The 25,010-nt window shown below is 52.1% G+C and carries 24 protein-coding genes and 1 other RNA gene; 19 read left to right on the forward strand and 6 right to left on the reverse strand.

Going from position 1 to position 25,010, the window contains the following annotated elements:
• Positions 1-163 precede the first annotated feature (163 nt).
• From dksA to NQ012_RS10670, 4 genes are all read right to left on the reverse strand, one after another.
• A complete protein-coding gene (gene dksA / locus NQ012_RS10655) occupies positions 164-580 on the reverse strand; it encodes an RNA polymerase-binding protein DksA (protein ID WP_257067571.1) in 417 nt (138 codons plus the stop codon).
• 206 nt (positions 581-786) lie between these two features.
• Entirely contained in the window at positions 787-1,344 is a 558-nt protein-coding gene (locus tag NQ012_RS10660; RefSeq protein WP_257067572.1) for a YggT family protein, read from the reverse strand.
• A 2-nt stretch (positions 1,345-1,346) separates the two neighbouring features.
• Positions 1,347-2,324 (reverse strand): pyrroline-5-carboxylate reductase, encoded by a 978-nt coding sequence (proC, locus tag NQ012_RS10665; protein WP_306440855.1) that lies wholly within the window; start codon positions 2,322-2,324, stop codon positions 1,347-1,349.
• Positions 2,218-2,910 carry a YggS family pyridoxal phosphate-dependent enzyme gene (locus NQ012_RS10670; RefSeq protein ID WP_257067574.1) on the reverse strand — a complete coding sequence of 231 codons (693 nt, stop codon included), beginning with the start codon at positions 2,908-2,910 and terminating at the stop codon, positions 2,218-2,220. The genes proC and NQ012_RS10670 overlap by 107 nt, the downstream gene beginning before the upstream one ends.
• A gap of 166 nt (positions 2,911-3,076) precedes the next feature.
• On the opposite strand from NQ012_RS10670, the gene NQ012_RS10675 reads away from it, so the two are divergent.
• Together NQ012_RS10675 and NQ012_RS10680 are read left to right on the forward strand one after the other, a co-directional pair.
• A complete protein-coding gene (locus NQ012_RS10675; protein WP_085365323.1) occupies positions 3,077-4,117 on the forward strand; it encodes a type IV pilus twitching motility protein PilT in 1,041 nt (346 codons plus the stop codon).
• A gap of 82 nt (positions 4,118-4,199) precedes the next feature.
• Positions 4,200-5,429: a PilT/PilU family type 4a pilus ATPase gene (locus tag NQ012_RS10680; protein ID WP_257067575.1), complete on the forward strand. Its 1,230-nt coding sequence runs from the start codon at positions 4,200-4,202 to the stop codon at positions 5,427-5,429.
• Between the two features lie 438 nt (positions 5,430-5,867).
• Here the strand turns inward: NQ012_RS10680 and mnmE are convergent, their stop codons facing one another.
• Positions 5,868-7,235: a tRNA uridine-5-carboxymethylaminomethyl(34) synthesis GTPase MnmE gene (mnmE, locus tag NQ012_RS10685; protein ID WP_257067576.1), complete on the reverse strand. Its 1,368-nt coding sequence runs from the start codon at positions 7,233-7,235 to the stop codon at positions 5,868-5,870.
• Positions 7,236-7,364: 129 nt separating this feature from the next.
• Between mnmE and NQ012_RS10690 the strand changes: the two genes are divergently transcribed.
• From NQ012_RS10690 to murA, 17 genes are all read left to right on the forward strand, one after another.
• Complete coding sequence (locus tag NQ012_RS10690; RefSeq protein WP_257067577.1) at positions 7,365-7,694, forward strand: zinc ribbon domain-containing protein YjdM; 330 nt, start codon at positions 7,365-7,367, stop codon at positions 7,692-7,694.
• A 50-nt stretch (positions 7,695-7,744) separates the two neighbouring features.
• Positions 7,745-8,104, forward strand: an RNA gene (gene rnpB, locus NQ012_RS10695) — RNase P RNA component class A.
• A gap of 106 nt (positions 8,105-8,210) precedes the next feature.
• Complete coding sequence (gene mutS, locus NQ012_RS10700) at positions 8,211-10,817, forward strand: DNA mismatch repair protein MutS (protein ID WP_257067578.1); 2,607 nt, start codon at positions 8,211-8,213, stop codon at positions 10,815-10,817.
• 324 nt (positions 10,818-11,141) lie between these two features.
• Positions 11,142-12,389, forward strand: coding sequence for a M48 family metallopeptidase (locus NQ012_RS10705; protein WP_257067579.1), 1,248 nt, complete (start codon positions 11,142-11,144; stop codon positions 12,387-12,389).
• Positions 12,390-12,487: 98 nt separating this feature from the next.
• Entirely contained in the window at positions 12,488-13,219 is a 732-nt protein-coding gene (locus tag NQ012_RS10710; RefSeq protein ID WP_257067580.1) for an LOG family protein, read from the forward strand.
• 248 nt (positions 13,220-13,467) lie between these two features.
• The gene (locus NQ012_RS10715; protein ID WP_257067581.1) at positions 13,468-14,631 is read left to right on the forward strand and encodes a JmjC domain-containing protein; all 1,164 of its coding nucleotides are present in this window, start codon (positions 13,468-13,470) and stop codon (positions 14,629-14,631) included.
• A 215-nt stretch (positions 14,632-14,846) separates the two neighbouring features.
• Positions 14,847-15,191: a hypothetical protein gene (locus tag NQ012_RS10720; RefSeq protein ID WP_257067582.1), complete on the forward strand. Its 345-nt coding sequence runs from the start codon at positions 14,847-14,849 to the stop codon at positions 15,189-15,191.
• Between the two features lie 322 nt (positions 15,192-15,513).
• Positions 15,514-15,930: a hypothetical protein gene (locus NQ012_RS10725; protein WP_257067583.1), complete on the forward strand. Its 417-nt coding sequence runs from the start codon at positions 15,514-15,516 to the stop codon at positions 15,928-15,930.
• Positions 15,923-16,258 (forward strand): complement resistance protein TraT, encoded by a 336-nt coding sequence (locus NQ012_RS10730; RefSeq protein ID WP_257067584.1) that lies wholly within the window; start codon positions 15,923-15,925, stop codon positions 16,256-16,258. Before NQ012_RS10725 ends, NQ012_RS10730 begins: the two co-directional genes overlap by 8 nt.
• A 727-nt stretch (positions 16,259-16,985) precedes the next feature.
• Positions 16,986-17,177: a hypothetical protein gene (locus NQ012_RS10735; RefSeq protein WP_257067585.1), complete on the forward strand. Its 192-nt coding sequence runs from the start codon at positions 16,986-16,988 to the stop codon at positions 17,175-17,177.
• A 378-nt stretch (positions 17,178-17,555) separates the two neighbouring features.
• On the forward strand, positions 17,556-18,827 hold the full coding sequence (locus tag NQ012_RS10740) for an HlyD family secretion protein (protein ID WP_257067586.1): 1,272 nt from the start codon (positions 17,556-17,558) through the stop codon (positions 18,825-18,827).
• Positions 18,828-18,863: 36 nt separating this feature from the next.
• Positions 18,864-19,268, forward strand: coding sequence for a hypothetical protein (locus tag NQ012_RS10745; protein ID WP_257067587.1), 405 nt, complete (start codon positions 18,864-18,866; stop codon positions 19,266-19,268).
• Entirely contained in the window at positions 19,265-19,438 is a 174-nt protein-coding gene (locus tag NQ012_RS10750; RefSeq protein ID WP_257067588.1) for a hypothetical protein, read from the forward strand. The genes NQ012_RS10745 and NQ012_RS10750 overlap by 4 nt, the downstream gene beginning before the upstream one ends.
• A gap of 11 nt (positions 19,439-19,449) precedes the next feature.
• Positions 19,450-19,635 (forward strand): hypothetical protein, encoded by a 186-nt coding sequence (locus NQ012_RS10755; protein WP_257067589.1) that lies wholly within the window; start codon positions 19,450-19,452, stop codon positions 19,633-19,635.
• Between the two features lie 118 nt (positions 19,636-19,753).
• Complete coding sequence (locus tag NQ012_RS10760; RefSeq protein WP_257067590.1) at positions 19,754-19,936, forward strand: hypothetical protein; 183 nt, start codon at positions 19,754-19,756, stop codon at positions 19,934-19,936.
• A 110-nt stretch (positions 19,937-20,046) separates the two neighbouring features.
• On the forward strand, positions 20,047-22,140 hold the full coding sequence (locus tag NQ012_RS10765) for a peptidase domain-containing ABC transporter (RefSeq protein ID WP_257067591.1): 2,094 nt from the start codon (positions 20,047-20,049) through the stop codon (positions 22,138-22,140).
• Between the two features lie 438 nt (positions 22,141-22,578).
• Positions 22,579-23,829, forward strand: coding sequence for a UDP-N-acetylglucosamine 1-carboxyvinyltransferase (murA, locus tag NQ012_RS10770; protein WP_257067592.1), 1,251 nt, complete (start codon positions 22,579-22,581; stop codon positions 23,827-23,829).
• Positions 23,830-23,904: 75 nt separating this feature from the next.
• Here murA and NQ012_RS10775 read toward each other — a convergent pair whose 3' ends face one another.
• Positions 23,905-24,984 carry a calcium:proton antiporter gene (locus tag NQ012_RS10775; protein ID WP_257067593.1) on the reverse strand — a complete coding sequence of 360 codons (1,080 nt, stop codon included), beginning with the start codon at positions 24,982-24,984 and terminating at the stop codon, positions 23,905-23,907.
• Between the last annotated feature and the right edge of the window lie 26 nt (positions 24,985-25,010).

Here is a 25,010-nt window from a genome sequence, read left to right on the forward strand (position 1 = left end):
GAAAGCGAACTATACACAACCTCCAACAAAACAGTCAACACAAAAACCAAAAAATCCCACACCAAAAACAACAACCGACTGTTTCACAACAATATTTAATTCAACACAAACATTAAGCCGCCTGAAATAGTTTCAGACGGCCTGGTATGCTTGGTGCTGTGTATTAATCGGCGAACTGTTTTTTCAGTTGTTCGCGGCGCTCTTGGGCTTCTACCGACAGGGTGGCGGTGGGACGGGCCAGCAGGCGTTTGAGGCCGATGGGTTCGCCGGTGTCTTGGCAGAATCCGTAGTCGCCTTCGTCGATACTGCGGATGGAGGCTTGGATTTTGCTCAGCAGTTTGCGCTCGCGGTCGCGGGTGCGCAACTCGAGGGCGTATTCTTCTTCTTGCGTGGCGCGGTCAGCGGGATCGGGAGCGGATTCGTGCTCTTGCAGGTGGCCGGTGGTGGCGTTGGCGTTTTCGATGAGTTCGTCTTGCAGCTTAACCAGCAAGTCGCGGAAAAATGCCAGCTGGTTGGCATTCATGTAGTCGTCTTCGGGGCCGTTCCAGTTGAGGATGTCTTGTTCGGTCAGTTTTGTCATGATGGTTCTTTCTTTCCCGGTTGCTTGAATGACTTTAACGGTTAAAGTCGCCCATTGCGGCTTGTTATTGATTTTTCGGAAAATCGGCCTGTTCGGCTTAGGCAGGCATCATAACATGGTTTTTTGGTTATGCTGCGCTTTTGCCTGCCGTCGTGTTATTTCTTGGTGTTCAGACGGCCTGTTTCGGGAGCTAACTTTTTGATAAATCAATTCAACAGCCATAAATTCAGCTTGGCGGTCAACTGTGGCAGGATTGCACTCAGCCAAAACCACAGCATCAGGGCCAATACGCTACCTGAAAAGTCGTAACGCCTGAATCTTAAAAAGACAAACGGTCGCGATAATGGTTCAAACACTTTATGCAAAGATGCTTGTAAAGAAGAGTATGGATTTTTAAAACTCAACACCATTCTTAACACCAGCCCCAACAGCAGCACATAGGCGGTGGCTTTCAGAATGCCCAACACGGCGAAGAACAGGTTGGCGGCGATGATTTTGGCGCCGAATCCGCCGGGCAGCACAATCAGTGCGGCCAATGTGTAGGCAACATAATAAAGCAGCACGGCGGCCAATACGCAGGCGGTGTCCCAACGGCCCAGCGGCGGGGCGGCTTTGCGCAGGGGTTTGACCAGCCAGTCGGTGGTTTGGGTGCAGAACTGTGCCAGCGGGTGGCTGTAATCGAGCTTCGCCCATTGCAGCAGGCAGCGCGACAAACACACTATTGCGAGGCCGTCGGCCAGCAGAATCAGCATTTGGGCAATCATTTTCAGACGGCCTCGAACTGTTGCGCCATTTCCTGCGAACGCGCCACACAGGCTTTAACGCCGGCTTCGATGGCTTCGGGCAGCCGGTGGGCGTTGAAGGCTTCGACGGCGGCAAAGGTGGTGCCGCCCTTCGAGGTAACGTTTTGCTGCAAGGTGCGGAAATCTTCGCCGCTTAATTCGGCAAGTGCCGCTGCGCCTTTGAAGGTGGCCAAGCTAAGGCTGCGGGCGGTTTTTTCGTCGAAACCCTGCTGCACGGCGGCGGCCTGCAAGGCGTTCATCAGATAGAACACATAAGCGGGGCCGCTGCCGGTAATGCCGGTGATGGCGTGCATCTGCGCTTCGTTTTCCAGCCACACCGTTTCACCCACCGCCGCCATCACGTTTTGGGCGAGGCGTTTGTCGGCTTCGTCGGCGCCGTCGGCGGCAAACAGGCCGGAAACGCCCAAACCGACCTTACTGGGCGTATTCGGCATCACCCGCACGATGCGGCGGGTGCCGCCCAGATAGCGGCTTAAGGTATCGATGCTCAAACCGGCCGCCACCGACAACACCAGCGTGCCGTTGGTCTGCACGCCTGCGCAGGCGGCCTGCATATCCTGCGGTTTGACCGCCAGCACCAGCACGTCGTCTGCATTGAGAAGCGGCAGTTTTTCCGACACCGGCACACCCAATTCGCGCGCCAAACGTTCGCGTTTTTCGGCACCGCGGTTGGCGATGTGGACGTGATAACCGCCCTGCTTCACCAAACCGCCCGCTATGGCTTCGGCCATATTGCCGCCGCCTAAAAAATAGATAGTCATGGTTTTGCTTTCTGCGAATTGATAGATAGCCCGGCAGGCCGTCTGAACATGTTTCAGACGGCCCCGGCATCCGTTAACCGTAGCTCCGCCTGCCGAAAACCGCGCTGCCCACGCGCACATGGGTGGCGCCGCATTCGACGGCAATATCCATATCGGCCGACATCCCCATTGAGAGCACATCGGCCGCCACGCCCGCTGCGTTTAAGTCGGCCAGCAGCTGCTGCATCTTGCCGAACTGCCGCCGCAATTGCTCTTCGCTGCTGCCCTCTTTGGCCACGCACATCAGGCCGCGCACGGTTAGGTTGGGCAGCTTCGCCGCTTCGCAGGCCAGCGCTACGGCTTCTTCGGGCGCCACGCCGTGCTTGTTCGGCTCGGCGGCGATGTTCACTTCGATACACACCTGTAAAGGCGGCATTTCAGACGGCCTTTGCGCGCTCAACCGTTGGGCGGTCTTCAGACGGCCTATGGTATGCACCCAATGGGCGCGTTCGGCCACATATTTGGTTTTGTTCGACTGCACGTCGCCGATGATGTGCCACACGATGCCGGGCAAATCGGCCAGCCGTTCGGTTTTTTCATACCATTCCTGAATATAGTTTTCGCCGAAATCGCGGCAGCCCGCGGCATAGACTTCGCGGATGTCGGCGGCGGGAAAGGTTTTGCCCACCGCCACCAGCTTCACGCTGCCCACGCTGCGGTGCGCGGCGGCTTCGGCGCGGCCGATTCGGGCCAGCACGTTGCGGTAATTTTGTTGCAGGCTTGTCATGATTCTTTCCGTTTTTGGCACGTTAGCAAAAATAATTAAAAATTTACTTGGTTTAACACGGTTTATCTATTTAAAATAATGCGCCGACATGGATTTCCGGCCGCTGCCAAACCGAACGGCGGCGGCCGTCTGAAAAATTTTAACTTAAAAAGCAAGGCTACACATTATGCAGATTACCGACCTACTCGCCTTCGGCGTGAAAAACAAAGCGTCCGACCTTCACTTAAGCTCCGAGCTGCCGCCGATGATCCGCGTGCACGGCGACGTGCGCCGCATCAACCTGCCCGAAATGACCAACGAAGAAGTGGGCAATATGATCACTTCGGTGATGAACGACTACCAGCGCAAAGTGTACCAGCAAAACCTCGAAGTGGATTTTTCGTTCGAGCTGCCCAATGTGGCGCGTTTCCGTGTCAACGCATTCATGACCAACCGCGGCCCGGCGGCGGTGTTCCGTACCATTCCCAGCACCGTGCTCACGCTGGAAGACCTCAAAGCCCCGCGCATTTTCCAGAAAATCGCCGACAACCCGCGCGGCCTCGTGCTGGTAACCGGCCCCACCGGTTCGGGCAAATCGACCACGCTGGCGGCGATGATCAACTACATCAACGAAACCCAGCCCGCCCACATCCTCACCATCGAAGACCCGATCGAGTTTGTGCACCAAAGCAAAAAAGCGCTGATCAACCAGCGCGAACTGCACCAGCACACCCACAGCTTCGCCAACGCGCTCAAATCGGCGCTGCGCGAAGACCCCGACGTGATTCTGGTGGGCGAGATGCGTGACCCCGAAACCATCGGCCTCGCGCTCACCGCCGCCGAAACCGGCCACTTGGTGTTCGGCACCCTGCACACCACCGGCGCGGCCAAAACGGTTGACCGTATCGTCGATGTGTTCCCCGCCGGCGAAAAAGAAATGGTGCGCTCAATGCTGTCGGAATCGCTGCGCGCCGTGATTTCGCAAACCCTGCTGAAAACCCGCGACGGCAACGGCCGCGTGGCTGCGCACGAAATTCTGGTGTCCACCGCCGCCGTGCGCAACCTGATCCGCGAAAACAAAATCGCCCAAATCAATTCGGCGCTGCAAACCGGCCAGGCGCACGGCATGCAAACGCTCGACCAAGCCCTGCAAAACCTTGTGCGCCAGGGTGTTATCAGCCCCGAAGTAGCGCGCAGCAAAGCACAAAGCGCCGATATGATTGTTTAATTCTTTCAGACGGCCGCAACCTTTACAAAACAAACAGGCCGTCTGAAACAACCGATACCGAAAAACCGTCAGGGAAAACACCATGAGCGAATCCAACCAACTGCACAACCTGCTTTCCGAAATGGTGCAGGCTTACTCACAGAAAAACCAACCGCCGCACATCCCCACCCCCGCCGAAATCGGCACCCACCTGCACCCGCTGCTCGACCGCATGTGCGCCGAAGCCGAACAGCGCGGCGCTTCCGACATCTTTATCAGCGCCGGCTTCCCGCCCGCCATGAAAGTGAACGGCACGCTCACGCCCATGCCGCATAAGGCGCTCACCGGCGCCGACACCGCCGCCATCACCCAATCGACCATGAACGACGAGCAGCTCGAAGCCTTCAACCGCGAGCTGGAGCTGAACTATTCGGTGCAGTCGCGCAGCAACACCCGCTACCGCGTCAACGCCTATCACGAGCAAGGCCGCCCCGGCATGGTGTTGCGCCGCATCAACCAGCACATTCCCAGCGTGGAAGAGCTGGCGCTGCCGCCCAAGCTCAAAGAGCTGGCCCTCACCCCCCGCGGCCTGCTGATTCTCGCCGGCCCCACCGGTTCGGGCAAATCCACCTCGATGGCCGCCATGATCGATCACCGCAACCAAAAAATGCCCGGTCACATCGTAACCATCGAAGACCCCATCGAATACCTCTACCAGCCGCGCCGCTGCATCATCACCCAGCGCGAAGTGGGCATCGACACCGCCGACTGGAAACTGGCCGTGCAAAGCGCCATGCGCCAAGCGCCCGACGTTATCTGTATCGGCGAGGTACGCAGCGAAGCCAGCATGGAATACGCCCTCCAGCTCGCCCAAACCGGCCACTTGTGCGTGTTTACCCTGCACGCCAACAACGCCGCGCAGGCCATCGAGCGCATCATCAACTTCTACCCCGAAGAGCGCCAGCCGCAAGTTTTGATGGATTTGGCGCTGAACCTCACCGCCATCATCGGCCAGCGTTTGGTGATTAAAAAAGGCCGCGGCCAGCGCACCGCCGTTATCGACCTGCTGCTCAACAACCCCGCCATGCAGGATTTGATTTTCAAAGGCGACCTGATGGACATTAAAGACCTGATGGTACGCTCGAGCGGCGAAGGCATGCAAACCTTCGATCAACACCTGTTCGACCTTTATATCAAAGGCCAAATCGAATACGACGAAGCCCTGCGCCAAGCCGACTCCGCCAACGACCTGCGCCTGCGCATCCAGCTGCACGAAGAAGGCAACGACCCGAGCCGCCTGTATGACCGCATCAGCGATTTGAATTTGATGTAATTTGAATTTGATGTAACAACGGGGCGGCAACTTTGCCAAACCCGGATAGCGCTTAAGAATTTTGTTCCCCAACCGTCATGCCCGGGCTTGCCCCGGGCATGACGCAGGTAAATCGGCATTTGGAAAGAATGCGGCAACACGGGTAGGTTGGGTCGAAGACCCAACAAAAACTTCAAGAAAATAAGCATGTTGGGTTTTCAACCCAACCTACGCATACTTAGGCCGTCTGAAAACACCTGAAAATCCCTGCACTTCTGCAATCTGTTCTCTCTCTCGTGGGAGAGAGTTAGAGAGAGGGCTTGTTTGGGCTTAGCCCATTATTTCCGTTTCATAGGCAGCTTCCGTGTTTCTGCGGCAGATTTTCTATATATTGAAATCAATAAACAGTAACAGCGGCCGGGCATTTCAGACGGCCTGAAGCCCTTCCGAAAACACCGCTTATTTGCCGATACAGAACCTCGAAAAAATCACCCCCAGCAAATCGTCGGCGGTAAATTCGCCGGTGATTTCGCTGCACGCCGCCTGCGCCAGCCGCAGGTGTTCGGCCAAAAGCTCGATTTGATGGTTGCCGCACAGCGCGGCGTTTGCCAATTCGGCTTCGGCTTCGTGCAGCGCGGCCAGATGGCGGCGGCGGGCGAGAAACAGCCCTTCGCTTTCGCCCTGCCAGCCGATTTCGTTGAGCAGCGCCTGTTTGAGCAGGTTCAGGCCGTCGCCGGTTTTGGCCGAAAGTTTGATTAAAGTATCGGCGCCGCCGGCAAACTTGAGGCCGTCTGAAACCATTTCGGCGGTTTCGCCGGCCAAATCGATTTTGTTGCGGATTTCGATTTTTTTCAGCGTCGGCGGCAGGCTGTCGAGAATCGCTTGGGTTTTGGCGTTGATGCCTTCGGCCGGGTCAATCAGAATCAGCGCCACATCGGCTTCGCGCACGGCCCTCTGGCTGCGCTCGATGCCGATTTGTTCCACCACATCGTCGGTATCGCGCAAACCGGCGGTGTCGATGATGTGCACGGGCACGCCGTCGAGCGTAATCTGTTCGCGCACGGTGTCGCGGGTGGTGCCGGCGATGTCGGTAACAATCGCCACTTCGTCGCCCGCCAGCGCATTGAGCAGGCTGGATTTGCCCACATTGGGCGCGCCCACCAGCACCACATTCATGCCTTCGCGCAGAATCGCGCCCTGCTCGGCGCTCTGCAACACGGTTTTCAAGCGGCTTTGCAGTTCGGCTAGCCTGCCGCGCGCATCGGCAGCTTCGAGAAAATCGATGTCTTCTTCGGGAAAATCCAGCGTGGCCTCCACCAGCATTCTGAGCGTAATCAAATCGTCAACCAGCGCGTGAATGTGCTGCGAAAACGCGCCTTTGAGCGAGCGCACGGCCATTCGCGCGGCCGATTGGCTGGAAGCATCAATCAAATCGGCCACGCTCTCGGCCTGTGCCAGATCGAGTTTGTTGTTGAGAAACGCGCGTTTGGTAAACTCGCCAGGTTCGGCCAGGCGCGCACCCAACTGCAAACAGCGCGACAGCAGCATCTGCATCACCACCGGCCCGCCGTGGCCTTGCAGCTCGAGCACGTCTTCGCCGGTGAAGCTCGCGGGTTCGGCGAAATACAGCATCAGGCCGCTATCAAGCGCTTGGCCGTCTGAATCCAGAAAATCGGTATATAAAGCCACCCTCGGCTTGGGCGTTTTGCCGCCGCTGAGGCGTTGCGCCAACGGCAGCAGGTTTTTGCCGGACAATCGGATCACGCCCACGCCGCCGCGTCCGGGCGCGGTGGCGATGGCGGCAATGGTGGGGGGGGGGGCAGACATAAATTATCCCGTTAAACGAATGGGGCGATTATATAGTAAAAGGCCGTCTGAAACTTTTCAGACGGCCTTGTTATATAATCAGGGCAAACTTTCACACTTTAAGATTTTACAAACAAAAGGAACCCGACCATGACCCTACCCGCCTGCCCGCAATGCGCTTCCGAGCTGACCTATCACGACGGCATGCAATTCGTCTGCCCCGAGTGCGCCCACGAATGGCAGGAAAACGAATCCGCCGCCGAAGAAACTTTAACGGTGAAAGACGCCAACGGCACGCCGCTGGCCGACGGCGACACCGTGGTGCTGATTAAAGATTTGAAAGTGAAAGGCAGCTCGATGGTGATCAAACAGGGCACCAAAGTGAAAGGCATCCGCCTTCAGGAAGGCGATCACGACATCGCCTGCAAAATCGACGGCAGCGCCATGAACCTGAAGTCGGAATTCGTGAAAAAAGCCTGAAACCTCTGCAAAGTTTTGCCCCGCCGCCGTGCTATAATCCGCCCCGCATGCAGGCCGGGCAGACAGCCGCCGCGCAGCGCGTAAGGCCTGCGGGGAGGAAAGTCCGGGCTACACAGGGCAGGATGCCGGCTAACGGCCGGGCGTGGCAACACGACGGAAAGTGGAACAGAGAGCAGAACCGCCGATGGCTGTTTTTCAGTACAGGCAAGGGTGAAAAGGTGCGGTAAGAGCGCACCGTGCACTTGGCAACAAGGCGCAGCAGGCCAAACCCCATCCGTAGCAAGACCAAACAGAACGCACAGACGCGGCCCGCCGAGCGTTCGGGTAGGTTGCTGGAGCACATCAGCAATGATGCGCCTAGAGGAATGGCTGTCCGACGACAGAACCCGGCTTACCGCCCGACCTGTATGCACGATATTTTAAAGAGGCCGTCTGAAATGTTTCAGACGGCCTCAAGCTTTTCTTTCTTTTGTTACAATAGCCCTCCCTTTTCCACCCGCACAAAGGCCGTCTGAAATGACCAAACCCGCCGTTTCCCCGATGATGCAGCAATATCTCGACATCAAAGCCGGCCATGCCGACAAACTGGTGTTTTACCGCATGGGCGACTTTTACGAGCTGTTTTTCGACGACGCGGTGGAAGCGGCGAAACTGCTCGACATCACGCTGACCACCCGCGGCCAGCTCAACGGCGAGCCGATTAAAATGGCGGGCGTGCCGTTTCACGCCGCCGAGCAATATCTGGCGCGGCTGGTGAAAATGGGCAAAAGCGTGGCGGTTTGCGAGCAGGTGGGCGAAGTGGGCGCAAGCAAAGGGCCGGTGGAGCGCAAAGTGGTGCGCATCGTTACCCCCGGCACGCTCACCGATTCGGCCTTTCTCGAAGACAAAGAAACCAACCGCATCGTGGCCGTATGCGCCGGCAAAAAACACATCGGGCTGGCGTGGGCCTCGCTGCAAAGCGGCGAATTCAAAGCCAAGCTCACCACCGCCGATAAACTGCCCGACGAGCTGGCGCGTTTGCAGGCCGCCGAAATCCTGCTGCCCGACGGCAAAAACGCGCCCGTCGTTCAGGCGGCCAACATCACGCGGCTCAACCACTGGCAGTTTGCCGCCGATGCCGCCGCCAAATTGCTGACCGATCATTTCGGCAGCCAGGATTTGCGCGGCTTCGGCCTCGATATTGAGGAACACGCCGAAGCCGTCGGCGCGGCCGGCGCGCTGCTCAACTACATCCGCCTCACCCAAAACCGCCTGCCGCAGCATCTCGACGGCCTCTCGCTCGAAACCGAAAGCCAATACATCGGCATGGACGCGGCCACCCGCCGCAACCTCGAAATCACCCAAACACTCACCGGCAAAAAAGCGCCGACGCTGTTTTCGGTGCTCGACGAATGCGCCACCCACATGGGCAGCCGCCTGCTCGCGCTGTGGCTGCACCACCCGCTGCGCAACCGCAGTCACATTCAGGCACGCCAGCAGGCGGTGATGGAGCTGCAAAACCACTATGCCGGTTTGCAGGCCTGTCTGAAAAACGTGGCCGACATCGAACGCATCGCCGCCCGCATCGCCGTGGGCAACGCCCGCCCGCGTGATTTGGCCGCCCTGCGCGACAGCCTGTTGGTGCTGGCCGAAACGCCGGTGCCCGCCGGCGGCAGCGCCTTGCTGCAAACCCTGCAAAACGTGTTCCCCGAAACCCTGCCGACGGCCGAAAAGCTGCAAGCGGCCATCCTGCCCGAGCCTGCCGTGTGGCTGAAAGACGGCGGCGTCATCAACCACGGCTTCCATCCCGAATTGGACGAGTTGCGCCACATTCAAAACCACGGCGACGAATTCCTGCTCGCCCTCGAAGCGCGCGAACGCGAACGCACCGGCCTATCCACCTTAAAAGTGGAATTCAACCGCGTGCACGGCTTTTACATCGAGTTATCCAAAGTGCAGGCCGAGCAGGCGCCCGCCGACTACCAGCGCCGCCAAACCCTGAAAAACGCCGAGCGTTTCATCACCCCCGAATTAAAAACCTTTGAAGACAAAGTGCTCAGCGCGCAAGAACGGGCGCTCGCGCTCGAAAAGCAACTTTACGACGCCCTGCTCAAAGAGCTTCAGACGGCCTTGCCGCAATTGCAGAAAGCCGCCAAAGCCGCCGCCTCGCTCGACGTACTCTCCACCTTCGCCCGCCATGCCGAAGAGCGCGGCTATGTGTGCCCCGAGTTTGCCGACTACCCACTGATTGAAATCAGCAACGGCCGCCATCCCGTGGTCGAGCGGCAGGTGCGCCACTTCACCGCCAACAGCACCGGCCTCGACCACAAACACCGCCTGATGCTGCTCACCGGCCCCAATATGGGCGGCAAATCCACCTATATGCGCCAAGTGGCCTTAATCGTGCTGCTGGCGCACACCGGCGCCTTCGTGCCCGCCGATGCCGCCAAAATCGGCCCCATCGACCAGATTTTCACCCGCATCGGCGCCAGCGACGATCTGGCCGGCAACCGCTCCACCTTTATGGTGGAAATGAGCGAAACCGCCTACATCCTGCACCACGCCACCGAACAGTCGCTGGTGCTGATGGACGAAGTCGGCCGCGGCACCTCCACCTTCGACGGCCTCGCGCTGGCGCAGGCCATTGCCGAACACCTTTTGCAGAAAAACAAATCGTTCAGCCTGTTTGCCACCCACTATTTCGAGCTGACCCGCCTGCCCGAAGCGCACGCCACCGCCGTCAATATGCACCTCTCGGCGCTGGAACAGGGGCAGGACATCGTGTTTTTGCACCACATCGAACCCGGCCCAGCCAGCAAAAGCTACGGCATCGCCGTGGCCAAACTCGCCGGCCTGCCCGTGCGCGCGCTGAAATCCGCCAACAAACATTTAAACGAACTCGAAGCGCAGGCCGCCGCCAACCGGCCGCAGATGGATATTTTCAATATGATGCCGTCTGAAAACGACGGCAGCGGTTTCGACGGCGGGGAAAGTTTTTCAGACGGCCCCAAGCTTGAAAACAGCCCGCCCGCCGAACCCAACCCCGCGCTGGCCATGCTGGCCGACATCCGACCCGACGAACTCTCGCCGCGCGAAGCTCTGGATATGCTCTACCGTTTGAAAGGGCTGGCGGAACATAGCTAAACTACTTATTAAATAACCGTTCCGTCATATTCTGGCCAGGCCCGAATATGACGTGTGTACTTTTTGTTAAGTTGATTGGCTATAGAGTAATGGAATCTAGCAATTTGAAACCTTTGCCGGGCAAAGGCCGTCTGAAACCGACAGGCAAAAAAAACGCCCTTGTAAACAAGGGCCGAAGTGTTTTTCCGAAAGGATAAACAGTTATGAAAAGTTGCTGACAGTCATTATACTCACGCACTTTACAGAATGCCAGATTTAGTTAGCACCCTGCCCGATGTTGTCTTTTTTGCGCCACAGGTTTGTTTTTATTGAAAAATATTCAAAATGAATACACACACCGTTTACACCGCCTTTCTGTTTTTTCTCGGGTTTTCCACCGCTTTGCAGCTTTATCTGTCGGTGCGCCAGAGCCGCGCCGTGCTCAAGCACCGCCATGCCGTGCCGCAGGATTTCATTGCAACCGTGCCGCTCGAAGACCACCGGAAAGCGGCCGACTACACGCTGGCCAAACAGCGGCTGGCGCGTTACCGCATTGTGTTTGAAACCCTGCTGCTGCTGGTGTTCACGTTCGGCGGCGGCCTCAACCTGCTTGCGGCTTTGAGCATAAAGTTTTCAGACGGCCCCATCACGCAGGGCGTGATTTTGATTGCGCTGTTTGCCGTTGTGAATACCGTGCTTTCGCTGCCGCTCGACTGGTACGGCACGTTCAGGCTCGAAGCGCGTTTCGGCTTCAACCGCAGCACGCCGGCGGTGTTTTTCGGCGACCGCATCAAAGGGCTGCTGCTGGGCGCGGTTATCGGCGTGCCGCTGCTGTATGCCGCGATTTACCTGATGGGCGTAACCGGCGCGCTGTGGTGGCTGTGGGTGTGGCTGCTGTGGCTGGGCTTTTCGCTCGCGCTGCTGTGGGCGTTTCCGAAATGGATTGCGCCCTTGTTCAACAAATTCGAGCCGCTGCCCGAAGGCCGTCTGAAAACGCAGATTGAAAACCTGCTCGAACGCACGGGCTTCAAAAGCAACGGTATTTTCGTGATGGACGGCAGCAAACGCTCCGGCCACGGCAACGCCTATTTCACGGGCTTGGGCGACAACAAGCGCATCGTGTTTTACGACACGCTGCTTGAAGATATGCAGCCCGACGAAGTGGAGGCGGTGCTGGCGCACGAGCTGGGGCATTTCAAACACAAACACATCGTCAAACAGATGCTGGTAACGTTTGCGCTGGCTTTGGCGGTGCTGTTCGTTCTCGGCCTGCTGATGCCGCAGGCGGCGTTTTACACGGGGCTGGGCGTGGCTTATCCCAGCCACGCCATGGCTTTGCTGCTGTTTTTGCTGGTGCTGCCGGTGTTTGCCTTTCCGTTTTCGCCGCTGGGCAGCCTGATGTCGCGCAAAAACGAATTCGAGGCCGACCGTTTCGCCGCCGCCACCGCTTCGGCGGGCGATCTGATTGCAGCCCTCACCAAACTCTACCGAAGTAACGCTTCGAGTTTGGTGAGCGACAAATGGTATTCGCGCTTTTACGATTCCCACCCCGGCGCGCGCGAACGGGTGGCGGCGCTGAAAAAGGCCGTCTGAACGGCCAAGCCCGATACCGTATTCCCACTATATTTTTTCAGACGGCCTCAACCGGCACCGTCGGTTACAATACCCCGTCCGCAACCGAAAGAACGCTTATGAACCTTTACCGCAAACTGCCCGCACCGATGCTGCCCGAAGAAACCCGCCGCGAAATCCAGGCGCGCGAGTCGTATCATGTGTTGAAAATCATTTCAGAATTCGTCGAATCGGGCGAAGAGCTGCGCGCCATCCAGCCCGCCGTGAGCATTTACGGCAGCGCGCGCACGCCGGTGGACCACCCCGATTATCTGTTTACCGAACGCTTGTCGCGAAAATTATCCGACGCCGGTTTTTCGGTGATTTCCGGCGGCGGCCCCGGCATCATGGAAGCGGCCAACAAAGGCGCGTTTGCCGGCAAAAGCCCCGCCGTGGGGCTGAACATCGTGCTGCCGCACGAGCAGCACGCCAACCCGTATCAGAATTTATCCATCAAATTCCAACATTTCTTTCCGCGCAAAGTGATGTTTGTGAAACACGCCGTGGCTTATGTGGTGATGCCCGGCGGCTTCGGCACGCTCGACGAACTGTTTGAAAGCCTCACCCTCGTGCAAACGGGCAAAACGCCCAGCCGCCCGATTATCCTGGTGGGCAAAACCTTCTGGCAGGGCATGATGGATTGGATTCGCGACCAACTGCTCGGCAACGGCATGATTTCCGAAAAAGATTTGGATTTGGTGCAATTAATCGACGGTGAAGACGAAATCATCGAGCACATTTTCGCCCACTACGAAAACCGCCCCGACGGCCTGCTCGAGCCGCAAGACAACACTTGGGAGCTGGGCTTGTAGGCAGTACCGGATATTTCCTAGAAGCCAATCAAGGCCGTCTGAACGTTTCAGACGGCCTTTTTTATTTATATATCATTTAAATCAATACCTTATATTGATAATTTCCAATATTGTGTGTTACGGAATTTACATTTTTTGCAATAAAATGGCTTTTTAATATTCCCTTCCGCCAAGGGCTTGATTATGTAAAAAAAAAATAATACCATGCATTAAAAAATGAAGAGAATGATTATCAAAAGGAATTTATTTTGAATATTGATTTTCAACTGCTGCAAGATACGTTTTTGAACGAATACCGCTACCGGAAGCCCTATCTTTTCAAACAAGCCGTCAGCCTGCCTGATAAAGAGACGGTTTGGCGCGGGATCAACGAAATGTATCAACGTGCCAATCCGGCAGACGATTTATTCAAGTTCCGCAAAGGTGCACTGATTCCCAAAGAGCATTATGTGGAATCTTTCAATGATGTAGGCCGTATCCGTTACCGCTTCAAAAAAGCGGCGGTATACGAATACCTGAAAGACGGCGCAACTTTAATCTACAACCGTATCAACAACGAACCGTTTTCCGACAACATTGCGCGGCAAATCGCCCGTTTTACCCAAGCGCATACTATCGTTAGCGGCTATCTTGCCTTTGGAGAGGGTGCATCCTACAAAAACCATTGGGACACCCGCGATGTATTCGCCGTACAGCTGATAGGCAAAAAGCATTGGAGCCTTTCCGCCCCCAATTTCGATATGCCGCTTTATATGCAGCAGAGCAAAGATTTGCCGCATATTCCCGAGCCGGAAACTGTTGATATGGAAGTGGTGTTGGAAGCCGGTGATATTCTTTATATTCCGCGCGGCTGGTGGCATAACCCCATACCCATGGGCTGCGAAACCTTCCACCTTGCCGTCGGCACTTTTCCGCCCAATGGCCATGACTATATGCAGTGGCTAATGAAAAAAGTCCCCGATATTGCCGGATTCCGCCACAACCTACAAAACTGGACGCATGATGAAGGCCGTCTGAAAGCCGCTGCCGAAGAATTTGCCGCACAAATCACCGATAACACCAATTACGAAACCTTTATGCAGGAATTTCTCGGCGAACAACGAACCGATAGCGGCTTCAGCTTTGAAATCTTAGGTAACCCGTATTCAGAAGGCCTGCCCGAAGATGCTTTGTTGAGTTTGAATGCGGTAGATGATTCGACTTTGGAAAAAGGTTATCTGATTGCGAACGGGATTAAGCTGAATATAGATGATGTCAGCGCATCCGTGCTGAACACACTCAAACAAGAAAGCACGGTAAGCATAAAGCAGCTAACCGACGCACAAAACAATCAAAACAGACTGAAAACCGGTGAAATGATTCGCCATTTGGCTCAATTGGATCTTTTAGAAATTCAAGAGAGGGTGAAATGATTCAAATTTTAAGTAAATATATTTTTAATTAAGATGTTTTTAGCATCTCAGCAGCATTCTTTATCATGGCTTTTTTACAAAACCGAATCAAACCTGATTTTTGACAGAATATTTTATTTAGAAAATCAGTTGATTATGCATACTTTCCTGTATGTGCTATTTTTCATTGTGGCTTTTTGATTAGCCTGTTTTTTAGACAGAGAAAGGAAATGAAAATGCGTGAATTGAGCATCCAAAATTTAAATTTAGTATATGGAGGCACAGAACAAGTCATTTTGCCTGAAGTTGTCGTAACGCCTAAAAGTGAATTCGTCCAAAACGGTGAAAGTTTGGGAAAATTTATTGGTTCATCTGCTGGCGAATTTGCTGGTTTCTTTACAGGGGGAGCATTGGGTGCTTTGCTATCAGCAGGAAATCCGTTAGGTATTATCGGAGGAGCCTCAGGAGGTGCACTTGCCGGCTCTAATCTTGGCGGAGAGTTAGGACAATTTGTTGGAAGAAGATCTGCAGAAATTTTAGAGAGTAGGGATGGAAATAATTATGACGGAACAGATTATTAATTTTTTATTATTGATTTTTACTTAAAGGATTAATATGAAAATTACGATGAAAAATATCTCGCAAAATTGGAAGGTTTTAATTTTTCTAATTATTTCAATTAAATTTCTTACCTTTTTATTATTCAAAACTCTGGAAATTGAAAAAATATTTGGGATGGAATTCTATCTGGCAAGCACTTTTATTAGTGTTCCTGTTTTTTTCTTGTATCTGCATTTTAAAAATGAAAGGGGCTGACGTAGATTAGCCCTTAATGAAAAAGGCAGTAAAGAAATCAGTTTTGCGGCTCGGTGAATCCGATGTAATTGAAATCATGAGAAAACCATGAAAGATTTATCCAAAAATACCGTTTTTCTTATCAATATTTCTTCAATTTCATTTATTTTATTGAATCTTTATATTATTTATAGCGAATTTAGATTTGACTTATCGGATAGCCATATTGCCCGATTATTTTCCATTCTGGTGTCGCCGGCTTTTGCAGCCTCTACGCTGGTATTAATCTATAAAATGATTAGTTTCAAGCCAAATGCTGCCGATTATGCCCAAATCCAATATTTAAAAATTTTGCTGTTTTATTTAACTGTTATTTTTTATTGTGTTTTTATCTTTTTTTTAAAAAAAGACAATCTTTATTTTAATTTAAGCATTTATACCCTTGTTTCGATAATGGCAATATTTTGTTTAAGCCATTTGTTTTTATTAGTCAAATTTCACTTGCGAGGTAATAAAAATGTATGAAATTTCTATTCGGGAACTTGAGTTAGTAAATGGTGCAGGCCCTATCGCAGATTTTGCTACCGGGGTAGGAGGCGCTATTGGGGGAGGTGTCGGTTATGTAGCAGGGAAAGCAGGAGGTGCTACAGTCGGAGGGGCATTAGGATCACCACTTGGAATTGGTGGAACATTGGTTGGTGCCGGAATAGGGCAAAAATATGGGGGTCAGGTAGGTTCAACCATTGGAGCCGGAGTAGGTTCTGCCATTGGCGGTGCAATAGGTCGTGGCATAGAAAATATTATCGGAGAGGATCAGTCAGGCAATGATTATGGAGATGGGTGCAATTATTAATTTCAAATATTTATTGATTTTAAGCAGTAAGATAGTTTAATAAATAGGATGAGACCTTTGCAAAACCACCTTAGGCCGTCTGAAATACTTAAATCTCGTCATTCCCGTGTAGACGGGAATGACGGTCAATAAAATTTTTCTAGGTTTTACAAAGGTCTTAAGATTTATATGAAAATAAGCCTAAAAAATATGCTCAAAAATTGGAAGTTGCTATTAATATTAATAGTAATTTTTCAAACAATATTTAGTATTATATTTTATGCTTTTGATATATCTGATATACAAGTTACAGAGAAATTTCTTTTGCGATCTAGAAGCTTATCCATGGGGATAGGAGGAGGAGTAGCGGGTATCGTATTTTTTATTATGTTACATCGAAAGAAATAATAAGGGACTTCAGCAAGCTTCAATGGCAATAAAGAATTCATCGTTCGAGATGCAACTTATGCAACTAGTCTTGGTGCTATGGCTGGTGCGTTGACGGGCCCGGTAGGAGTCAAGACTGCGGTTAATACGATTGGGCTATCCACCGCAGGGGGAGTTGCTCAAGGTGGTTTAGAGCGTATAGATAAACAGCAGGATGGAAACAATTACGACGGTACTGATTATTGAATCCCAGCAACTGTGTTACCGGCGTAAATTCATTTCAGTTTCTGATGTGGTGCTGCAACTATACGATTAAAACAAAGAAATTGATGAGCAAACCGGTTAACGATAGAAAATAAAAATGGATATACAAAAAATGGAGATTCTTTTAGGAGCCGTTTTTTTAGGAAGTTTTTTGATACAGGTTTTTATCGGAAAACTATTGGGATGGGAGCATAAATTTGATCAAGAAAAATACGGCTTCGGCATCAGATGGGTATTTTTTTTCATCTCGGGATTGATAACCGGGCTGGTCAAATTATTTGCCGGATAACCGCGTTTGAGATAAATAAAATCAAAAGGATTTCTTTATGTTATCACACTATATTACGGTTTGTATCAGCCTGTTTTTTGTGTTTTTCTTTTTGATACGGATATTTCAATTAGGCGCGTTATTTAAAAATAAATATGGCTTCAGCATTCATATTTTGTCGGCGGCAGTTTCCGTTTCCATTACCCTTGCTCTGTATTGGTATTATTAATCCCGAATTAATATTTAAATTTAACAGAATATCTGATTTTTCCATAAAAACTTTACGCATAAACTCAGTATTTATGAAATAGCTGCCATCAACGGATGAAATAGCACCCACAGCAGCAGAAGGTTCTTTAGGCCGTCTGAAAGTTTTTTTATTTTTTCAACACTCAAACCATGTCCCAAACCCCTTTCTTCCGCCCCGAAGTATTGGCTGCCCGTGAAAACCGTTGGACGGGCAGGATTATTCTCACGCGGCCGTTTTCGTTTGCTTTTTTGACAGGCTGTGCCTGTTTGATTGCGGCAGTGGTGATACTGTTTTTGATTTTCGGCAGCTATACCGAAAAAACAACGGTGGAAGGCCAGCTTTTACCGGATTCGGGGGTGGTGCGCGTGTATGCTCCGGATTCCGGTGTGATTACGGAAAAATTCGTGAACGACGGCGACAAGGTGATGGCCGGCGACAAATTGTTTGCGCTCTCAACATCGCGCTTCGGTGCACAGGGCAATATCCAACAGCGGCTGGCTTCGGAAGCGGCCTTGAAAAAAACGTTGGCGGAACAAGAATTAGCGCGGCTGAAGCTGATTCACCAAAATGAAAAACGCTCGCTGGAAAGCACGATTACCCGCCTGAAGAGCCAACACCGCCATACCGTGCAACGTATTGCCAGCCAAAAAAGCCGGGTGAGGCTGGCGGAAGAAATGTTGGGAAAATACCGTTATCTGAATGCGAATGATGCGGTGTCGAAGCAGGAAGTAATGAATATGGAAGCTGAAATGTTGGAGCAAAAATCACAACTGGATGCCTACCGCAGTGAAGAGGCGGGCTTACTGCAAGAAATTCAGGCGCAGAATCTGACGCTTGAGAGCCTGCCTCAACGCCATCAAACGGAACAAAGCCAGCTTGAACGCTCGATTGCAGACATTTCGCAAGAGATACTGGATTTTGAGATGCGCTCGGAACAGATTATCCGCGCAGGCAAATCAGGTTATGCGGCTACACCAAATGTGGAAGTCGGCCAACAGGTGGATTCGACCCGGCTGTTGATGAGCATTGTACCGGAACAGACCGAGCTTTATGCCAGCCTTTATGTGCCGAGCAAGGCCGCAGGGTTTGTGAAGCCCAAGGAAAAAGTGGTGCTGCGTTATCAGGCATACCCGTATCAGAAATTCGGCCATGCGGAGGGGGAAATTGTTTCGGTGGCAAAAACAGCTTTGGGCAAGCAGGAGCTTTCGGGCTTGGGGTTGATTTTCGCAAATCCCGCCTTGGTTAACGAACCGGCCTATTTGGTGAAAGTGAAGTTGAAAAAGCAGTCGGTAACCGCTTATGGAGAGGAAAAGCCGTTACAAATCGGCATGATTTTAGAAGCAGATATTCTTCACGGCAGCAAAAAGCTGTATGAGTGGGTGCTGGATCCGCTTTATAGTGTTTCAGGAAAATTAAATTGATATTTCATTGAAACAGATTGGAAACCAGGAGTAAAAATGAAATTTTTATCAAAAGTGAAAAATTTCGATACAGCAAAAAAACTCATTCCTATATTTGTTTTTACTGTGTCTGCGCTTCTTGTACGGTTTTTAATCAAGCCTTTCATTTCCGAGGATTATTATCAGATGGTAAGCATGGCGGTTATTGTGCTGGCAACGCTTCTCTTATCTCCACTTGCTTTAAAGGTTTGTTATGGAAAATCAAACAGAAAAGAAATTTCCCCACTGGTATTGCCTGTATTGATGAGCTTATTAACTCCCTTATTATCTAATATTTATCTATCGGAATATTTTACCGGTAAAGAATCTTATAAGATTTTTGTTTATTTAATAACATTCTTTGTTTTTATTTTTTCATTTTTTTTATGTAACTTTTTCAAAAACCAAAGGAGCAGGAAATGACCGAGCTATCTATTGGCGGTGCTCTTGGTAGCGAACTTGGTGCAGCCGGTATCCTTGGCGGATCTGCTATAGGACACTATATTGAAACCAGAGACTATAACCAAATGGGCGAGGATTACAAAAATCAAATCGATGCGGAAATCAGAAACGGAAATATTCCGGCAGATTAGATAAAGGAGGAATGATGAAGAAACTGCCAACCTTCAGGATGTTGGGTTGTTTATCGGGTATGCTGATTTATTTTTTATTCATCAAGGATGCCGATATTAATTTCAATAAGTTCCTTGCTTTTTTAATCCTTTCCAGCTTAGGAACTTACATTGGAGAAAAGTTATATAAAGTTTGTGCGGATAAAAATGCCTCTTGATTTTTAACCGACACAAGTTTGGATAACAAAAAAGCAACCTGATAAAGGCCGTCTGAAGCCTTTCAGACGGCCTTCTGTTCATTTTAACCCTGCAAGACAATAAAAAAGGAGTACGAAGATGAAGAAATTAACAATATTCAGGCTCTTGGGGTATTTTTCAGGGGCACTGATTTATTTTTTATTCATCAAGGATGCCGATATTAATTTCAATAAGTTCGTTGCTTTTTTAATCCTTGTCTGCTTAGGAGCTTACATTGGAGGAAAGTTATATAAGGTTTGTGCGGATAAAAACACCTCTTGATTTTTAACCGACACAAGTTTGGATAACAAAAAAGCAATCTGATAAAGGCCGTCTGAAAGCCTTTCAGACGGCCTTTCTGTAATCTCTGTCTGACTAATCGAGCCTGAACAATGGATTATTTAAACCACCTCTCCTTCGGTTTCACCCGAAAACTTCCCGTCGTATTGCAAACCGAAATCGCCGAATGCGGCTTGGCCTGTTTGGTTTCTATATTGCGTTATCACGGTTTTTATACCAATTTACGCACGCTGCGGCAGAAATATGCGCTTTCACTTAAAGGAGCGAATATGGCGGATATTGTGCGCTTCGGTGACGATATGAATTTAACTTCGCGTGCGCTGCGTTTGGAATTGGACGAACTGGGCAATCTGCGCCTGCCCTGTATCCTGCATTGGGATCTGAATCATTTTGTGGTGTTGAAATCGGTAGCGGCCGAGCATATCGTGGTGATGGATCCGGCAACTGGCTTGCGCAAAGTGAAGATGACAGAGGTATCGCGCAAATTTACCGGCGTGGCCTTGGAGATATGGCCGAATACGCAGTTTGAGGAAAAGAGCAACGAACAACAGATTAAAATTCTATCCATGCTGAAGGGGATTACGGGACTGCGCCGCTCGCTGGTGCAACTGTTACTCTTGGCGGTAGCAATGGAAGTGTTTGCGCTGGTTTCGCCGTTTTTTATGCAGTGGGTTATCGACCATGTGGTTGTAACTGCCGACCGTAATCTGCTGGTAACGCTGGCTTTGGGCTTCGGCTTGTTAATACTGGTGCAGCAGGCGGTGTCTTTGCTTCAGTCTTGGGTAGGAATGTATTTTGCCACAACCTTGAGTATGCAGTGGAAATCGAATATTTTCAAACGCCTGCTGGATTTGCCGACCGATTATTTCACCAAGCGGCATCTGGGTGATGTGGTGTCCCGTTTCGGTGCGGCAGACAGTATTCAAAATACGCTCACATCAACTTTTTTCGTGTTGGTTCTCAACAGTTTGATGGCAGTGTTTACGCTTACACTAATGTTGGTGTACAGCCCAAAACTGACTGCGGTCGTGTTGGTTACGCTGTTGATTTATATTTTAATTCGTTGGGCTGCTTATTATCCTCTGCGCCGCGCCACGGAAGAAAATATTGTACACGCCGCCAAACAGAGCACTTATTTTATGGAAACCATACGCGGCGTACAAACAGTAAAGCAATTCGGCAAAAGCACGCAACGACACGGTACATGGATGGGCTTGTTTGCCGACACGGTCAATACGGGGCTGACAGTACAAAAGTTGGGCATTTGGTTTGGCTTCGCCAATACACTGTTGTTTGGTGCCGCCAATATCTTGATTGTGTATTTGGGGGCGCTAGATATTTTGGACGGTTTGTTTACCGTAGGCGTATTTATGGCTTTTTTGGCCTATAAAAACCAGTTTGAAAGCCGTATCGGTTCGTTGATTAACCAGTTTGTGCAAGTAAAAATGCTGTCGCTGCACGGTGAACGTTTGGCCGATATCGTGTTAACCGAAACGGAAAGCGAACACACACCCGACACCGGTATTCCCAATCTTGAGGGCGACATCGAAGTCCGCTTGGAAAACGTGTCGTTTCGCTATGCCGAAAATGAACCTTATGTGCTGCAAAACGTGAATTTAACCGTCAAGCCGGGAGAGTCGCTGGCTTTGGTTGGCCGGTCAGGTTGCGGCAAGTCAACGCTTTTGGATATTTTATGCGGCAACCTCAAACCTGAATCGGGTAAAGTTTTGATCAACGGCCACGACATCTACCGCCTGCCGCCACGCTTTATCCGAAGCTTGAGTGCGGTGGTGCGGCAAAACGATGTTTTGTTTGCCGGATCGATTGCAGACAACATCAGCTTTTTTGATGAAATGTCCAACCGTGAAGAAATCGAACGGTGTGCCCGTATGGCGATGATACACGATGAAATTTCCGCCATGCCCATGGGTTATGAAACCTTAATCGGTGATATGGGCAGCGCACTTTCGGGCGGCCAAAAACAACGCATCGTGTTGGCTCGCGCCTTGTATCAAAATCCGAAAATCCTGTTTCTCGACGAAGCCACCAGCCATTTGGATATCGCCAATGAAAAAGCAGTCAATGCCTATCTGAAGAATTTACCGCTTACCAAAATCATGGCGGCACACCGGAAAGAAACCGTTGAATCGGCCGATAGGGTTTTTGATTTGGCTGCGGCCGCTTGAAATATTTGCTGAAATAAAACTCGGCTTAATGGACATTGGGGTTGGTTGCGGTGTCGGTGATTTCGACAGGTTTCGCATAAACGGAAGCCACTCCCAAAGCAAGGGCAGCAGTAAGGACGAACAGGGTGGAACGAGGTTTGGCAAACATGGTCGGCCTTTCTGGAAAACAGGATGGGAAAAATGAAAATACGGGGCGGCGGATGCCGGCCAAAGAAAGAATTGTTTCAATTTATCACATTTTAATTACGTAATTACAACTATTATTATTTAAAGTTCGATATGGGTCTCAAATAAATCTCCGCTAAACCCCCGCCGAGGCCGTCTGAAATTTTGTTCAAAGCCCCAAGCCCAAGTTTGGTAAAATCTTTTATAATCGCCCGTTTACCGCAACACAACCCGCAGGCCGCCCGAAAGCCTGCGTTTACCGAAAGAACCACTGTGGACAAACTCAAAATTTCCGCCAACGGCCCGTTAAACGGCGAAATCACCGTTTCCGGCGCCAAAAACGCCGCGCTGCCGCTGATGTGCGCCGGCCTGTTAACCGCCGGCACCCTGCGCCTGAAAAACGTGCCCATGCTGCGCGACGTGAAAACCACCCAGAAACTGCTGCAAGGCATGGGCGCACGCGTGCTCACCGACAATGTGCACGAATTCGAAATCAACGGCGGCACCGTCAACAACACCGTCGCCCCTTACGAACTGGTGAAAACCATGCGCGCCTCGATTCTGGTGCTCGGCCCCACGCTCGCCCGCTTCGGCGAAGCGCAGGTGAGCCTGCCCGGCGGCTGCGCCATCGGCTCGCGCCCCGTCGACCAACACCTGAAAGGGCTGGAGGCGATGGGCGCCGAAATCACCATCGAACACGGCTACGTGAAAGCCAAAGGCCGTCTGAAAGGCGCGCGCGTGGTAATGGACGTGGTAACCGTGGGCGGCACCGAAAACCTGCTGATGGCCGCCACTTTGGCTGAAGGCACCACCGTTTTGGAAAACTGCGCCATCGAGCCGGAAGTGGTGGATTTGGCCGAATGCCTGGTCAAAATGGGTGCGAAAATCAGCGGCATCGGCACTTCGGTGATGACGGTGGAAGGCGTGAAAGAGCTGCACGGCTGCGAGCACAGCGTGGTGCCCGACCGCATCGAAGCGGGCACGTTTTTGTGCGCGGTGGCGATGACCGGCGGCAAAGTGGTGTTGAGAAACGCCGCGCCGAAAACCATGGAAGCGGTGCTCGACAAACTCGTGGAAGCCGGCGCCATTATCGAAGCGGGCGACGACTGGATTTCCATCGATATGCGCCAACGCCCCAAAGCGGTGGACATCCGCACCGTCGTCCACCCCGGTTTCCCCACCGATATGCAGGCGCAGTTTATGGCCGTCAACGCCGTGGCCGAAGGCACGGGCAAAGTGGTGGAAACCATTTTTGAAAACCGCTTTATGCACGTTCCCGAACTCAACCGCATGGGCGCCAACATCACGGCGGAAGGCAACACCGCCGTTGTGAAAGGCGTGGAAAAACTTTCCGGTGCCACCGTGATGGCCACCGACCTGCGCGCCTCGGCCAGCCTGGTGATGGCCGGTTTGGTGGCCGACGGCGAAACCATCGTCGAACGCATCTACCACCTCGACCGCGGCTACGAGCACATCGAAACCAAGCTCGGCCAAGTGGGCGCGAAAATCGAGCGGATTTCCTGACCAGCCCGTTAATGGCAAAGGCCGTCTGAAAAGTTTTCAGACGGCCTTTGCTTATTACCCGAAGAAGCGGAGCGTTTACGGCACAATCACGGTGAACACATACGCCGCCAAACTCGTGAGCAGCACCACGCCGTAGAGCATATTGGTGCGGCCGTGGTTGAGCGAGAGCATCACGGTAAAAACCGAAAGCGCCAAAAGCACCATAGATTTCAAGTCCAAACCCAAAACCATATTGATGTCGAACAGCAGGCACACAATCACCACGGCGGGAATGGTCAGGCCGATGCTGGCGAGCGCCGAACCCAAAGCCAAGTTGATGCTGGTTTGCAGGCGGTTGCGGCGGGCGGCCTTGAGCGCGGCCAAACCTTCGGGCAAGAGCACCACGGCGGCGATAATCACGCCCACCAAGGCTTTGGGCGCGCCCAAGTCGGCCACAATGGCTTCAACGGCAGGCGAGAGCGCTTTGGCCAACAGCACCACGATGCCCAGGCAGACAATCAAAAACGCCAAACTGGTGAGTGCCACTTTGGCCGAAGGCGGCTCGGCATGGTGGCTTTGGTCGTCGTCGTCGGCAAGAAAATAATCGCGGTGGCGTATGGTTTGCACCATGATAAACGAGCTGTAAAGCACTAGTGAGGCAACGGCCACAAATACGAGCTGCGCAGCGTTGTAGGTGGGGCCTTCGGTGCTGGTGGTGAAATTGGGCAACACCAGCGTGAGCGTGAGAATGGCCACCAGCGTAACCAGCGCGGTGGTGGCCGATTTCTGGCCGAAAAACTGTTCTCGGTGCTTCAGGCCGCCGATTAGCAGGCAGCCGCCCAAAATACCGTTTAAAATCAGCATAATCGCAGCAAAAACCGTGTCGCGCGCGAGATAGGCGGCATTGTCGCCGCCGGCCACCATCAGCGACACAATCAGCGCCACTTCGATAACGGTAATCGCCAGCGCCAGAATAATCGTGCCGAAAGGTTCGCCGACTTTGTGCGCCACCACTTCGGCGTGGTGCACCGCCGAGAGCACGCTGCCGATCAGCAAAACGCCGCCGCCGATTTGCAGCCAGCCGCTGTCTTTAATGCCGATGAAATAAAGTGCCCAGGCCAAAACGGGGAGCGCGAGCGACCACCAGGGAAGTTGTGTGTGCGGGTGTGAAGCCATAAATAACGGATATCCTGTAAGGGCGT

The organism is Neisseria dentiae (assembly GCF_024580525.1).
Lineage (GTDB): Bacteria > Pseudomonadota > Gammaproteobacteria > Burkholderiales > Neisseriaceae > Neisseria > Neisseria dentiae_A.